At 40.5% G+C, this 15,326-nt stretch carries 12 protein-coding genes; 7 read left to right on the forward strand and 5 right to left on the reverse strand.

Annotated features, from left to right (window positions below):
- Window positions 1–45: 45 nt before the first annotated feature.
- Window positions 46–462: a hypothetical protein gene (locus FD725_RS17660; RefSeq protein ID WP_179049348.1), complete on the reverse strand. Its 417-nt coding sequence runs from the start codon at window positions 460–462 to the stop codon at window positions 46–48.
- A 124-nt stretch (window positions 463–586) separates the two neighbouring features.
- Here FD725_RS17660 and FD725_RS17665 point away from each other — a divergent pair, with 124 nt between their 5' ends.
- Both FD725_RS17665 and FD725_RS17670 read left to right on the forward strand, forming a co-directional pair.
- The gene (locus FD725_RS17665) at window positions 587–2,437 is read left to right on the forward strand and encodes a S8 family peptidase (protein WP_179049349.1); all 1,851 of its coding nucleotides are present in this window, start codon (window positions 587–589) and stop codon (window positions 2,435–2,437) included.
- A gap of 173 nt (window positions 2,438–2,610) precedes the next feature.
- A complete protein-coding gene (locus FD725_RS17670; protein WP_179049350.1) occupies window positions 2,611–2,844 on the forward strand; it encodes a hypothetical protein in 234 nt (77 codons plus the stop codon).
- Window positions 2,845–2,878: 34 nt separating this feature from the next.
- Here the strand turns inward: FD725_RS17670 and FD725_RS17675 are convergent, their stop codons facing one another.
- Window positions 2,879–3,199, reverse strand: a complete 321-nt coding sequence (locus FD725_RS17675; protein ID WP_179049351.1) for a thioredoxin family protein — start codon at window positions 3,197–3,199, stop codon at window positions 2,879–2,881.
- 2,283 nt (window positions 3,200–5,482) lie between these two features.
- On the opposite strand from FD725_RS17675, the gene hetF reads away from it, so the two are divergent.
- From hetF to FD725_RS17690, 3 genes are all read left to right on the forward strand, one after another.
- Complete coding sequence (gene hetF / locus FD725_RS17680; RefSeq protein ID WP_179049352.1) at window positions 5,483–7,993, forward strand: cell division protein HetF; 2,511 nt, start codon at window positions 5,483–5,485, stop codon at window positions 7,991–7,993.
- A 359-nt stretch (window positions 7,994–8,352) separates the two neighbouring features.
- Entirely contained in the window at window positions 8,353–9,720 is a 1,368-nt protein-coding gene (locus FD725_RS17685) for an ATP-binding protein (protein WP_179051574.1), read from the forward strand.
- A gap of 151 nt (window positions 9,721–9,871) precedes the next feature.
- Window positions 9,872–10,327 carry a DUF2141 domain-containing protein gene (locus tag FD725_RS17690; RefSeq protein ID WP_179049353.1) on the forward strand — a complete coding sequence of 152 codons (456 nt, stop codon included), beginning with the start codon at window positions 9,872–9,874 and terminating at the stop codon, window positions 10,325–10,327.
- A 53-nt stretch (window positions 10,328–10,380) separates the two neighbouring features.
- Here FD725_RS17690 and FD725_RS17695 read toward each other — a convergent pair whose 3' ends face one another.
- Both FD725_RS17695 and FD725_RS17700 read right to left on the reverse strand, forming a co-directional pair.
- Window positions 10,381–11,559 (reverse strand): peptidoglycan-binding protein, encoded by a 1,179-nt coding sequence (locus FD725_RS17695; RefSeq protein ID WP_179049354.1) that lies wholly within the window; start codon window positions 11,557–11,559, stop codon window positions 10,381–10,383.
- 264 nt (window positions 11,560–11,823) lie between these two features.
- Window positions 11,824–12,894, reverse strand: a complete 1,071-nt coding sequence (locus FD725_RS17700) for a DMT family transporter (protein ID WP_179049355.1) — start codon at window positions 12,892–12,894, stop codon at window positions 11,824–11,826.
- 492 nt (window positions 12,895–13,386) lie between these two features.
- Between FD725_RS17700 and FD725_RS17705 the strand changes: the two genes are divergently transcribed.
- Window positions 13,387–13,797, forward strand: coding sequence for a hypothetical protein (locus FD725_RS17705; RefSeq protein ID WP_179049356.1), 411 nt, complete (start codon window positions 13,387–13,389; stop codon window positions 13,795–13,797).
- 358 nt (window positions 13,798–14,155) lie between these two features.
- Window positions 14,156–14,467, forward strand: coding sequence for a transcriptional regulator (locus FD725_RS17710; RefSeq protein ID WP_256871645.1), 312 nt, complete (start codon window positions 14,156–14,158; stop codon window positions 14,465–14,467).
- Window positions 14,468–14,569: 102 nt separating this feature from the next.
- Here FD725_RS17710 and FD725_RS17715 read toward each other — a convergent pair whose 3' ends face one another.
- Window positions 14,570–15,295: a bifunctional 2-polyprenyl-6-hydroxyphenol methylase/3-demethylubiquinol 3-O-methyltransferase UbiG gene (locus FD725_RS17715; protein ID WP_179049357.1), complete on the reverse strand. Its 726-nt coding sequence runs from the start codon at window positions 15,293–15,295 to the stop codon at window positions 14,570–14,572.
- Window positions 15,296–15,326 lie beyond the last annotated feature (31 nt).

Raw genomic sequence — 15,326 nt, forward strand, 5'->3', positions numbered from 1 at the left:
CACTCTGTTTCTAATGACTATTGACTAATGACTATTGACTAATGACTAATGACTAATGACCAATGACTGCAAAAACTTCCCCCATTCTACGGCTAAAGGAATTTCGGTAAATGGCACTAATACAGAATTAGGAGAGTCAACAAATTTAAATTCTAGACCGATAGAACGACCTTTTTGTGGAGGTGTTTCTAAATTAACTACCTTGTTATCAACTAAAAGTTGAATCTCTTTGACATCATCTAAAGAGAATGTTTGCAGTTGAATTAGACCTTTTGGTGTAGGTTTTCCCCAGGTAATATTGTTATCCTTTTGACCCAATACAGCATAGATATCATACTTAGCCCGATCAAATTGCTCTGCCCAGATACGATAGGCTTCAACCTTTTGATACTCCTGAGAGCCTTGCCAAGCCAACCAGAAAAATATAATTAACAGTGGCAACCAAAAAAGACCACGTTCCATTGTTTCAACAGTCCTCGGTGAAAGATTTAACTAAAAACAGTTAAGTAGATCACAAATTACCGCCTTCAGGCACACAGATAGGTTATCGTAGTGAAAAAACTGGCCAAAAGCGTGATGAGTTGCTATGAGAAAACTTATATTATTATGCTTGTTTTTCATCGGGCTGGTATCTGCTGTATTTGGTTTCCTGAATTTTCAGGGACTGGCAGCTAAAGGCGAATTTCAAACAATTTTGTTGGATTTTCGGGAAGATATTCCAGCAGAGGTGATCAAGCAGGATTTACAAGCGATCGCTCAACAATACAATGTTACGCCCCAATTAGATAATAAATTCTCCGAGTCGGATCATGTTTATATTATCAAAGGCGATCGCCAGCGACTCCAAGCACTGCAAAAATCTGCCTTTGCTAAAGCTACTGAAATCATTGAGCCAAATTACATCTATCATCTGACTCCACCAGCTAAACCCGTCTGGCTGGGAGAAATTTTGTCACCCCAACAAGATGAGCAAAAATACACTCCCTCATTAACTGCCCCCAACGACGAATACTATAGCAAACAGTGGAACCTCCACAAAATCGGCATTGAAGGTGCATGGAGTCAAACCAAAGGCAGTGGGGTAACTGTAGCAGTCATTGACACGGGTATTACCAAAGTCCTCGACTTACAACAAACCAAATTTGTCCAAGGTTATGATTTCGTCAACGATCGCGAAACCGCTACAGACGACAATGGACATGGTACTCATGTGGCTGGTACTGTCGCTCAATCCACCAATAATAAATATGGTGTAGCTGGAGTTGCTTACGAAGCTAGCCTCATGCCCTTGAAAGTACTGAGTGCCTATGGTGGCGGTACTGTTGCTGATATTGCCGAAGCCATTAAATTTGCTGCTGATAAAGGCGCAGATGTGATTAACATGAGCTTGGGTGGTGGTGGTGAGAGTCAATTACTCAAACAAGCCATAGACTATGCTCACAATAAAGGTGTGGTGATTATTGGGGCTGCGGGTAATGAAAATGCCAATTCCGCTTCCTATCCCGCCCGTTACCCCCATGTTATCGGCGTTTCCGCTTTTGGCCCCGATGGCGAAAAAGCCCCCTATTCTAACTTTGGTGCTGGCGTTGATATTTCTGCCCCTGGGGGGACGGATGCAGGCGCAATTCTGCAAGAAACTATCAATGAACAAGGCGAAGGAGTATTTTTAGGACTCCAAGGTACGAGTATGGCTGCTCCTCACGTGGCAGGTGTAGCGGCTTTAATCAAAGCCAGTGGCGTGAAAGAACCAGATGAAATTTTTAACGTCCTCAAGCAGTCAGCACGAGCCATTCAAGACGATGGACTCAACTACTACGGTGCAGGACAACTCAACGCCGAAGCCGCAGTGAAACTAGCCGCCAATGGACAAATCAGTTTCCAAGATTTCTTCCGTTGGCTAAGAGATAACGGCTATCTCAACCCCCGCTTCTGGTTCGATGGTGGTGCTGTCGCCCTCATACCCAAGATATTAATGGTACTTGGTTCCTACTTACTAGCTTGGTTTTTACGAGTTTACTTCCCCTTCACTTGGAGTTGGTCTTTATCCAGTGGCTTAATTTTCGGGAGTTCTGGCTTATTCTTTCTCAAAGGCATCTATATATTTGACTTACCCCAGTGGCCTTTCCGAATTTTAGGCAGTTCCATTCCCGAATTAGGCAATAGCTTACAGGGAACCGACGCATTGAATCCCATATTTGCCAGTGTGTTGATTCCTATTGTGTTAATAGCATTACTACTAGGTCATCCCACCGGAAAATGGTTTGCTGTTGGTTCTACCCTTGGTGTTGCAGCTTGCTTAACAGTCAGTGCAGTCATAGACCCAGCCGTTTGGGGTTTAGGTAATGATAACTTAGCTCGTATATTTCTCATTACCAACGCCCTACTTTGTTATGGACTAGCTCGTTTAGCCTTGAAAAACGAAGAACAAACAGCATAGGAGTAATTCGTAATTCGTAATAGGCGAGAAGCAAGCTACGTAATTGAGAAAGTCTCACTTTGTCTGAGTTTGGGTGCTTGTATCTGTTTCCTTATTTTCGTGAAATGGTATCAGCACTCATAACTCACCACTTACCACTCATAACTCAGCACTCAGCACTCAGCACTCTAATTATGAGCATCACAATCACAGGCAAAATCGAACGCCGCAACATTGGTACTGGCGCATGGGCATTAGTTACAGATGAGGGTGTGACTTACGAAATCCTCAAAGGGGCAGATAAAGACTTGTTGAAAGCAGGACAAAAAGCCAAAATCAATGGACAGGTGCGCGATGATGTCATGACTATCGCCATGATTGGCCCTGTCCTAGAAGTTAAGTCTTTTGAACTGCTTGATTCAAACTAAAATATTCTGTCAAGTCAACTTTAGTACAAGCACTTCATACACTAGCTGCGGCATCGAGAACCTGCTGGATGCGGGTTCTAAACTCTCCTTTTGGATGACCGCCCTTAACTTCACCGATGATTTTAAATTCTCCTTCGGGAGACTCACAGATAATATAGGTAGGCCATCCCATTTCCGATTTGTCAGGATACTGGGTGAGCAAAATCTGACGATACTTGCGATAAGTCGCCGTATCTTGCATTTTGACATCGATAAATTGTAAACCCAGTTCTTCAGATACTTTTTGGTCGTAAAAAGACATTTTGTGGCAGATGCCGCACTCTTCAGAAGAAAATTTAATGACAGCTAAACTCATGTAGCTTTGTGTCTCTTGTTGATGTAGCCGATATACTTCAGCATAACGCCTGAGCTACCGATATCATGCCATACAGGCATAAAAGTAAACAATCTAGAGAAAATCAGAAATTTAGACACAAGCGCCAATATATGCTCTCTCTGCACAAAAACGGTTATTTGTTTCCCACTAGTATAGTGACTACTGACCCCAGATGCGTGAGAAGCTTTGCTAACGACCTATCGCCAAACAAAATTCTCTTTCAACGACTCTTCACAAGAATACGATAAATTTAGACATCAAAAAATCAAAAAAGTAGGTTATGATTCTTAGGACTCGAAAAATTCTAGTCAACAGATGGTGACAATCATCCCAATTATTCACTATCCACGCTAGAATGTAGTTCCAATCCTGGGCTACAATTCAGCCCTCAGCAACTACCAAACTAATAAGGCAAATTGAAGCGTTAGTTATCGAAAGTCTTTAGCGACTAATAACTAAATTCAGGGAGTTAGTTATCAAGGTGCATCCACCCACTACCAGTGAATCTCAGTTAATTAGGGGAGTTAATTATTAAGGTGCATCTACCAATTAGTTGTTCTATTTTAAATCCCAGTCTTCCGGAAAAATTGAAGTAAAGGTCGGCTGTGATTTATCACCAATAAAAAACCCCTAGTGGTGGCAGCCAACTAGGGGAAGTTAGTTATCAGGGTGCATCTACCAATTAACTGTTCTAGGATTTAACACTATGTCCCGGATAAAATTGTCACAAATGAAATTGCTTTTGCTGGAAAAAAAGCACCTACAGGTGACAGTCAATTGGGGGAGTTATTTATTAGGGTTCGTTCATCATCAGAGTTAATTTCATAGATAAGCAATCAATATATTTCCAATGAAACTGATTCAAAGGTTATTTGGGATTATTGATTGCTAAACATAAAAAAAGCCCCCAGTCGGTGTAAGCCAGCTAGGGGAGTTAGTTATCAGGGTGCATCTACCAATTAATTGTTCTGTTGTTCGTCGTCTGATTCCGGAAAAATTGCTAAAGAGATAATGGCTATTTGCTAAACATAAAAAAGCCCCCAGTCGGTGTAAGCCAGCTAGGGGAGTTAGTTATCAGGGTGCATCTACCAATTAATTGTTCTGTTGTTCGTCGTCTGATTCCGGAAAAATTGCTAAAGAGATAATGGCTATTTGCTAAACATAAAAAAGCCCCCAGTCGGTGTAAGCCAGCTAGGGGAGTTAGTTATCAGGGTGCATCTACCAATTAATTGTTCTGTTGTTCGTCGTTTAATTCCGGAAAAATTGCTAAAGAGATAATGGCTATTTGCTAAACATAAAAAAGCCCCCAGTCGGTGTAAGCCAGCTAGGGGAGTTAGTTATCAGGGTGCATCTACCAATTAATTGTTCTGTTGTTCGTCGTTTAATTCCGGAAAAATTGCTAAAGAGATAATGGCTATTTGCTAAACATAAAAAAAGCCCCCAGTCGGTGTAAGCCAGCTAGGGGAGTTAGTTATCAGGGTGCATCTACCAATTAATTGTTCTGTTGTTCGTCGTTTAATTCCGGAAAAATTGCTAAATATAGGAATCCGATTTGATTACTGAACAGACTTGTTTAGGTAGGTAACAGGCGACAGGTAACAGGTGACAGAAAAGAAGGAAATTAGAGGTGTACTGACTTTTTTGTGTAAGCACAGGCTACGCCAACAAAAATCAAATATGAGTTTTATAGATAATGGCTATTTTTTAAGCATAAAAAAGCCCCTAGTGGTGGCAGCCAACTAGGGGAGTTAATTATCAGGGTGCATCTACCAATTAGTTCTTCTAGCTTTATTTGGTCTATTCCGGAGAAATATCGCAAAATTAGGAGGCAATAGTTATTGGTCAATAGTCAATGGTCAATAGTCAATAGTCAATAGTCAGTACTCTCCGACTTCCGACTTCTACTCAGCACTCAGCACTCCCTCACTCCCTCACTCAGCCACGATGGAAATGATTTTTAGTTACTGAGCATATTGTGGAATACTCTAAGTAGATACTTGGTTATAGAAAAAACCCCCAGTGGACATTACCAAACTAGGGGATTTAAAGATCAAGGTGCATCTACCAGTAAACTGTTCTGGGCAGATGTCAGCTAATCCGGATAAAGTTGTAGAAGTAGGGCGAGCAAAACTAGTAGGTTAAGAAACATTCAGTGCTTTGCTGCATCTACAGTATGAGTAGGGTTAGAAATCCCGATTTTATTAGTAGTCAATTGAAACTTCCGTGTTTCTGACTAGATTGAGGAGGCAAAGAGGAGCATTTGTGACCCAGGAATTTCATCTATCTGTAACGCCAGTAGGGCAAAATGACTACTTGGTGCGGACGGAACAAGTCGCGCCGGGAGTGCCATTGGCGGAAGAATTGGTGACTTGGCCTGTGGATGATTGGTTGGCAAATGCTGGAAATTTGATGAATGATCCTTTAAGATCCGTGTTGCAAGGAGATGGAATAGTCTCCGATCAACCGGAGGTTTTTCCTAGCACTAGCACTGAAAATAAAAACAGTAGAAATTCAGTTAATTTAGTAGCATTAGGTCAGCAATTTTACAATGCGCTGTTCCAAGGTACTCTTAGAGATAGTTGGATTACTGCTCAAGGAATTGCCCAGAACCATCAACAAGTTTTGCGTCTACGTTTAGGCCTCAAGGATACAAGATTAGCACGTCTGCCGTGGGAAGTGATGCACGCAGGCGATCGCCCCCTGGCAACTGGCCCCTACATTGCTTTCTCTCGTTATCAAAGTGGTATCTCATCAGTATCTCGTTTACCTTCTACCAATAGACACAATTTTCCTGAAGATGGTGTGGTTAGGGTTTTGATGGTACTCGCATCACCTCCAGATCAAGTTAGTTTGGATTTACTTAAGCAAGAGGCTATTAGACTACAAGCTGAATTAAACCGTCAGCTACCCAGAAGTGTCGAAGGTAGTAATTATTTACCAGAAATTGCACTGACTTTATTAGATCAGCCAGGGAGAGAGGAATTAACTCAAGCTTTAGAACAAGGAAGATTCCACGTTTTACACTACTCTGGGCATAGTAATTTAGGCGCAAATGGTGGTCAAATATATTTAGTCAGTAGTCGCACTGGTTTAACAGAAACCCTTAGTGGCGATGATTTGGCAGGCTTACTAGTCAATAACAATATCCGCATGGCGGTGTTTAACTCCTGTTGGGGTACATACACAGCTACCAATACTGTTAAGGATACAGGGGAACGAAACCTGACAGATAGCTTAGTCAGACGGGGGATTCAAAGTGTACTGGCTATGTCAGAACGCATTCCCGATGAAGTGGCGTTGACACTCACACAATTGTTTTACCGTAATTTGAGTCAGGGGTATCCGGTAGATTTGTGCGTGAGTCGAGTACGTCAGGGATTAATTTCTGCTTATGGTTCCCATCAGATGTACTGGGCATTACCAATTTTATATCTCCAGCCAGAGTGTGATGGTTTCCTCAGTCCTAAAGTTTCTGCGGCTACCAGTGTTAATTCATTAGATGAATATAGTTCGTCTTCGGCTGCAAGTAACACAGCTATTTACTCTGGTGTGGTGGATGACACACAAATAGAAATGTCTTTACCCATTGAAGATCCGATTCCCTCTCATTTGGTGCGAGATACTTCTGGGTTGGACTGGTTAGGAGAAGAAACTTGGGGCGATTTGGTCGATGAAATTGAGTATGATGACCCAAGTTATGCGGAAGATTCTGCTTTTGTGTCTGATTTATTTCGCCAATTAGATCAGCAAAGCATCGGTAATACAGAACCAGATTTTACCAGGGAAATGGGGCAATCTGTACCAGAAAATAGACCGATCGCTCCTACACCCAGGCAGGATTTTTCTAGCACAGTCACACCTACAACAAATGAGACTCCCCCTAGCCTACCTCAAAATTTAGAGAATTTTCGCCTCCAGGCAGCGAGGGATCGCGTCCGTCGTCAACGTTGGACGATCGCTGGTATTGTGGGGGCAGGTGCGATCGCTACGCTGATTACTTTGAGTTTGTGGTGGCAAAATCGCCAATCATCTCAAGTAGCCGACATACCACCTATTCCTACTCAATCTTCACCTAGTATCAATCAGCAGCCAATTGACTTAACACAAATGTCTACAGCACTTGTCACGGCAACTGCTACAGAAAAGTTGAATCAAGGAGATTTAAACGCTGGTTTGGCAGCTGTGGAAGAATTACTTAATCGCAATGCTCTCGAACCAGCACAAATAGCCCTAAATTTAATCCCATCAACAGCAGAAAAACCAGCATCTATTAATTTTCTCAAAGGGCGATTAGTTTGGCAATTTATCCAAACAGGTGACAAGAAATATAGCATTGATGATGCTCGTCGTTATTGGGAAACGGCGGTAAAAGCTAATCCAGATTCTTTTATTTATACAAATGCTTTAGGATTTGCTTACTATGCCGAAGGGAATTTAAATCGGGCTAATGATTCTTGGTTTAAAGCTTTAAATTTAGCACTCAAACAACAAAATACAAATGCTTCTACAGGCGTATCTCTCAATAAAGCTGTACCTCATGATGCTCTAACTTCCTATGCAGGTTTAGCGCTTGGCTTATATAAATCTGCTCGGAATTTATCTGCTGATAAACAAGCACAATATATGAATGAAGCGATTAAATTACGGCAAACAGTCCTCAAACAAGATCCGATTAATTTTCAAATCGATAAATTGAGCCAGAATTGGTTGTGGACAGAAAAAAGTTTACAAGATTGGCGATCGCTTCTCCAGCAAAAAAGTACTGGGGAGTGAGTGTAAATAGTAACAATACAAGGGGAACAACAAGTCATCATAATTACCACTGACTAATACAAATCATGTTGACATCTGACTATTATAAAGAATTAATTAAGTTAAGTTAAAGCCGAGTAATTGTAAATATATTGAAACATTTTTTGGGAAAACTAAATATAGCAATACTGCTTTTCTATTATCGGGCTGCACTTAATGCCAGTTCTCTAAAATTCATTACCGTTTTTCATCATTGATTCAGATCCCCGATTTCTTTAAGAAGTCAGGGATCTGGGAACTTAACAACATGAATTTGATAGACGACTAGTTGGTCAGATATAACAGCAGTAAAAATATCCATAAGGCAAAGGAATTAGATGATGCTAGCTACTTATAGCATGGAAAGTGCTAATGATTTGAGCCTGCAATTAGATTCGACTTTACAAGAATTGCCAGTGTGGGAGGTGGAAATTGAGGTACATCTCACTGGCAACAAATTAATGAGACTTTTTGAAGATGAGCCTCTATTACCAGGAATTATCTTGACTAAAAACCAAGAATTTGTAGGGATGATTTCACGACAGAAATTTTTTGAACATATGAGTCGTCCTTACAGTTTTGGTTTGTTTGCTATGCGCCCACTTGAAAGTCTCTATAACTTTCTCCAACCAGAATTTTTCGTCCTTTCTGAAGAGACTTTAATTGTAGACGCAACTCAATTAACATTGCAGCGATCGCCTGAATTTGTTTACGAACCAATTCTGAGCAAAAATTCGACGGGAAAGTATGGAATCATTGATTTTCACCAGCTACTCTTAGCTAATTCTCAAATTCATAGTCTGACACTTGCTAGATTAGAACAAGTACAAGAACAATCCCAAGTCGCTAAGGCTGGGTTTCGTAATTTGAAAAATAACTATACGCGACTATTACAAAATGAAAAAATGGCTGCTTTAGGTCAACTAGTTGCAGGTATTGCTCACGAAGTTAATAATCCTATCAATTTTATTGCTGGTAATCTGCATCATGCTATGGATTATAGTCAGGAATTACTAAGTCTTATCAGTCTTTATCAAAAGTTTTATCCTCACCCAGGAGCTGATATTCAAAATGCGATCGCTAAGAGTGAATTAGAGTTTATCAAAACCGATTTACCTCATCTCTTAAAGTCTATGGAGAGTGGTTGCGATCGCATTACGCAAATTGTGCTGGCTTTACGAAATTTCTCTCGTTTAGATGAGTCAGAAATCAAAAGTGTTGATATACATGAAGGAATTAATAGCACTCTATTAATTTTACAAAATCGGCTGAAGAATTATCAAAACCATCTCAACATTAGAGTGATTAAAGAATATGGGAAACTTCCGCTAGTTGACTGCTATGCTGGCTTACTCAATCAGGTATTCATGAATATCTTGGCAAATGCTATTGATGCGTTGGAAGAATCAATAGTCAAAAATCCTCAACTATTCATCCAACCACAAATTATGATTCGGACTGAACTGAGTGAGGATCAGCAAGCAGTGATTAGCATCGCTGATAATGGTATGGGGATTCCTCTTGATGTCAAAAAGCAATTGTTTGATCCATTTTTCACAACTAAACCTATTGGTAAGGGTACTGGTTTAGGCTTATCTATCTGCTATCAAATTATTGTAGAAAAACATGGTGGACAGATGCTTTGTGTATCTAAAGTTGGACAAGGTGCTGAATTTATTATGAAAATCCCCGTCAAACGCAATGGGTAAATGGGTAATCCTTGTATTGTGATGCCATTTTCCCTACTCTCAATTCTCAACTCCCCATTTTTATACAGGAGAATTGCCAGTATTAACCGAGTTTTATGATGATAAATCTACGGAAAACCATTACAGTATATTTGTCGTAGTTTAAAATTTTATGCTGCAAAAATTGACAGTTAACGTGTTTCTACTGGCTGCTTTGAGTAATCTGGCATGGACATCAGATGCTAGGGCAAATTTTAATGGCAAGCTGACTGTAGAAATCGATGGATTGAAAAATAAACAGGGGCAAGTCTGCATTACTATATTTGCTAGCAGTCAAGGATTTCCTAGCGATCGCAACAAGTCATTAAACAACCAATGTCTTCCTATTAGCGAGACTCCGTTAATCGTTACTTTTGATGATCTGAAAGCAGGTAGTTACGCAGTTGCTGCCATACACGATAGTAACAGCGATCGCACCCTAAATCGCAATAATTTGGGGATGCCCACTGAAGGTTTTGCTTTTTCCCGTAACCCAGAAGTTCGCACCAGTGCGCCTAAATTTGGTGATGCCGCGATTCTACTAGCTGGCCCTAACACGACTATCCAAATTCAGATGAAATATTTTTAATTCTTAATCACGCTTTGAGGTTGGGCATGAGTAGTTAACTCATCTCCAATCTCTCATTCTTCTTGAGAATTTTTCAGCGCACTTTGCTTGTCAGTTGTATTTCGCATTCTATTCATTTGATTAAGCGCATACTTGGCTGTTGCTTGCACTTCTGTATCAGCATCATCTAAGGCATGAACTAATATCTGACTCATTTGATTCATCATGTCATAAACACGAGTCAAATCACGAATCGCGTTTTGCCTTACTTGGGGACTTTCATCCTGCATGGAGATGGCTAAAGCCTTGTTGATGGGTTTGAGTGTGCGGATGTTAATTTCTGACAAAGCAGCCAAAATTAAATTTCGTTGTTGTGAATCTGCATCAATCAAGAGATTTACTAGTGGTTGAATTGCCCGTGAGTCACCTTGCTGACCTAAATCCCAAATGGCTTTTTGTCGCTTTGTTGGTTCAGTACTACGTAAATCTTGAATTAATTCATCAACAATATTAAGTTTCGTCAGGCGAGAAGTTGGTTCTACCGGTGGCGACTGCGAAGCAACAGATGCTTTTGCTGTTTGTGGATTGTTTGCTTGGGCAGTATTTTCTTGGTAATTGGCTGTGTGTGCTAACTCTTGTAAAACAGGCGTGATTGGATTTTGTTTAGCTGGACTTAAAGCTTTTAATGTTGAGGGTTTGGTAACTTTCGCTGGTTTTTTGGGATCAAACCATTTCACAGCAAAAATAATTGCCCCGATACTTCCTAAAGTTCCTAGACCAAGAATCGACCACCACAGAAAATCCCTGGTACTAGCATTAGCATCAACAGTGTTGGAGGCAGTGGTGCTAGCCGATGTCAAAATCGGGGAGATAGCTTCCTTTTGACCATTTTGACTTGTCAAGTTTGTTTGCAGAACCTTCCTAGTCGCTATATCCGCAATTCCATCAACTCTTTTTAAACCCTTGGCTTTTTGAAATTGGGCTACAGCGATTTTCGTACTTAAGCCATATTTCCCGTCTACAACGCCGTTGTAATACCCTATCTGCTGCAATTGATTTTGCAGTTTCTGCACATCCGCGCCTTGGCTACCGATATCAAGTAAAACTTGTGCAGTCGAGGCGGTAGGGTTAGCTTGTGCTACTTTGAGAATTGTAGGTGTGGGGTTATTTGTCGCTGCGATCGCCTGCGTTGAACAAAAACCCACGCCAGAAAAACAGGTAAGTATGAAAATTGAGGAACGGTGTAGCCTCATATCAAAAAATTATAGCCTGAGTGTATTTTTGAAGTTATTGGTAGCCCAATAACCTAAAACTATGTAAATGTTAACTTTTATTTTGACGAAAAAATTTAAGTTTTAGTTGCTAGTATTTTACCTTACCTTGTTCGATCATTAGCTTTTTTCTACTTAAATTTACCAAGTCCCGTTGGGACGGGTGTATGGGTGTGAGGTTGTGAGGAAAAAGACTAGATCCACATAAATTATGTAGAGACGTTGCATTGCAACGTCTCTGTCTCTTCAATGTAAGGTTTCTGGTTTCGATTCTCTTACCTGTACAGTCACAGAATTGAGTTTTTTTACCGATGCTTCTGCCAGTTGGGGTTGCTGTGTTGTGGAAGTTTCGCTAACAGACAGTTTTTTGTTCTGCCCAGCTAAATTATCACGCTGATTGATCAGGTAGATACTGATTAAAGTCAGAAATACTCCTACCCATTGTATTGTACTGAGAACTTCTGAGAGTAAAAGATGACCGAATAGCAGGGCAAATATAGGTGTGAGAAAAGTGAGAGAACTAAAACTGGTGAGACTACCGCTAGAGGCAAAGTAGAAAAATAAACCGTAGGCGATCGCACTACCAAATACAGTAGCATAACCCAGCGCCAGCCACTCGGAACCGACTAGATGCTGCCATTGTTGTGATTCCATGACTGACGAAATTCCCCATAATGGCAACCCACCAATGATCATGTGCCATCCTGTAGCCGTCACAGGGTCAGTATATCTGGTCACAAACCTAATCAACACCGTTCCCACAGCCATCGACAAAGCAGCTAGCAACATTAACCACTCACCACTAGCAAATAAGTTCTGCCAGTTGCCAATTGACACCTCTGCACCTGTACCCAACAGCCGGAAAATCCACTCATCCGGTAAGCCAATTAAACTAATCCCAGTGACTCCCAACCCTAATCCCAGCCAGCCCCACAAACCAATTCTTTCTTGAAATAACCACAACGACAGCAAAGCCACTGCCAAAGGTTGCGAGTCAATCATCACTGAACCCAAACCCGCACTAGTTTTGACTAATCCCTCAGCCAAAAAACCCTGAAACAAAGTGCCGTCAACTATTCCAAATAAAGCTATCCATAACCACGCTTGCCAACTACTTGGTTGTGGTCTACCCGATACAACTGCGGCTAGTATAATTAACACCCCAGCCGGTAGCAAACGCATCCCCGCCATAAAAAACGGTGTGGTATGGGGTATGACTCCTTTCATCGCTACCATTGCTGTTCCCCACAAGAAAAATGGGGCAATGAGTATTAACAAAGCTATGGGAGATTTGAATGCACTGAGTTTCAGTTGCATGAGTTTGCTGATGCCTTTGGTTTACAGATGCAGAGATTGCCTTAACCAATTCTACCTAATTGTGTCTTTTTGTAAAGAAAAGAATACTCAACGCTAACTTTAAACCATGTGCCAGTTTGATAATTGTCTATTTATACTCCTTCTCTACAAGAGGCTACGCCAACGGAAAAGCAAGCTACATCCGCCCTTCGGGTTCAGCCGTCGCTCATGGGGGAAACCCTCAAGACCGCGCTGCTTCACCAGTCGCACAGAATTCATACTGAATTCTGGCTCCTGACTCCTGAATTCTGTTCGATAATATTCTTTTGATAAATATTAAATATTTGCTGCTTTTAGTAGATGAAATTACTATTCTGTTATCGTAATTATGAAAATAGTCACATACAAAAACCTTTGCAGTTGTTTAAACTAAAAGTCAAAACATCTGTTATTCTGCAACGGTATATCAATGTAATTCTGCTCTAATTGTGGATGTTTGGAGAAAGGAAAGTTATGAAACTAAATCTAAAACGCGCATTTCTACCCAGCCTAATGGCTGCAAGTTTAGCTAGTGTCAGCTTGGTTCCCATCCAACCTGCTGCTGCTGATGATAGAGTTATCGAAGATTTAGCTATTGGCGCAGGTGCTGGTGTGGTAACTGGAGTTTTTACCAGATGTGGTTCTGTGTTAGATAATGCTGTTAAAGGTGGAGCAGCTGGTGCAGCTGTTAATGGCGCAAATGGCCTGAGAAGAAATCGGAGAAACCGTAGTGTGGTTCAAGACTTAGCCGTAGGTGCTGGTGCTAGTACATTAACAGGTGTAATCACTGGTGGTTGTAGAAGACCTCTAAATAATGCCATTAATGGTGCAGCCGCCGGTGCAGCAGTTAATGTCTATCGCAACAACATCAGAAGAAGAAGATAATTTATTAAGGATGGGTAATGGGTAATAGACATCGACCGAATTTAATTCTCCGTTGCCCGAAATCCTTGTAGAGACGTTGCACTGCAACGTCTCTACATTCATTTTCGGAGATATCTAATGGGTAATGGATGATAACTTCCTCTCAATGACCCATTACTTATTACTACTGCTAGGAACTACTTTTATCTACCTTGAGAACCGTAGTTTTGTAGGTTAGGTGCAGCGATAGCGTAACCCAACATAAATAAGGTGGTAATTTTGAGTTGCGTTTCACTCCACCCAACCTACATAAATATATCTTTTAAAAAAATTAAATATGTCCTAACTCACGCCGAATATGATAGGGATAAATGGAAAAATGACCCGTACTTTTAACCCTGAATCTTATGGTAGATTGCTAGCTGAGTATCAGCCAAAAACAATTACCACGGAAAAAGAAAATGAACAAGCCATCAAACTTGCTTTATCTTTAGAACATCGTTCTCATCTTACACCAGAAGAAGAGATGTTGTTGGAACTGCTGATAACGTTAATCGAGAAGTTTGAGGAAACACATTACTCAATTCCCCAAGGTACACCAAATTCGATGTTAAGACATCTGATGGACGCGCGCGATATGACAACTCAAGAACTAGCTGAGGTGCTTGGTTCAGTGGAAGTTGCCTTGTAAATTGTTGACGGCGATCGCATGATTAGTCAAATTCAAGCAGAATTGCTTGCAGACTATTTTCGTGTAGATGCAAGCCTATTTACCTAGCTAATTTACAAAAATTTAATATTTCTGAAAAATTCCCACCCAACCGTCTTTTTTCCCTAGCCAGCCAAATGAAACAAAGTACAGCAATACGTTAATAAATTCTAAAACTTGATAAAACTTTGTCGTCCAGTTTCTGATGCACTTTCCTCGCACGAAAACAAACCTGTAAGGTCTTTTACGAAACTGTAAGTCTTGGAGACTAAGTTTATTCCGAGAATAGTATTGAACCTGAGTAGTACTTTTCCCAAACACCATTAAAATGCCCACTGGTAGGTATGGTTGGATGTGGTCAAAATCTTCGTAAAAATAATCAGTTAACAAAGGTGTAGCAATAATTAAATATCCACCAGACTTGAGTCTATCTAGATAAGAGTCCATAAACTCTTTCAAATCAGATGGATTGAAATGTTCAATAATATGCGACATTAAAATAGCATCGAATTTCTCTGTTCTTTGAGATAATTCCTCTAAGGTGATACAATTTAAACCTTGCTTTTGACAAATCTCTACAAGTTGGGGATTCACATCTACACCTAAAACATCGTAGCCAGCATTAGCCAAAGCTATAGTTTTTTTACCATATCCACAACCCACATCTAACACTTGGTATTGTGACTTTTCTGATTTAGCATATTTATCCAATAATTTGCCGATAATTGGCTGATCATGGTCGTATCTGATTAGTGAATAATAAATTTCCTTAAGTTGTTCATACAAATTTCCAGAAGCCTTGTTACTCATATTCTTATTCTCCAATAATTACAATTAGGCA

Origin of the sequence: Nostoc sp. TCL26-01, from assembly GCF_013393945.1 — a bacterium.
Taxonomy (GTDB): domain Bacteria; phylum Cyanobacteriota; class Cyanobacteriia; order Cyanobacteriales; family Nostocaceae; genus Trichormus.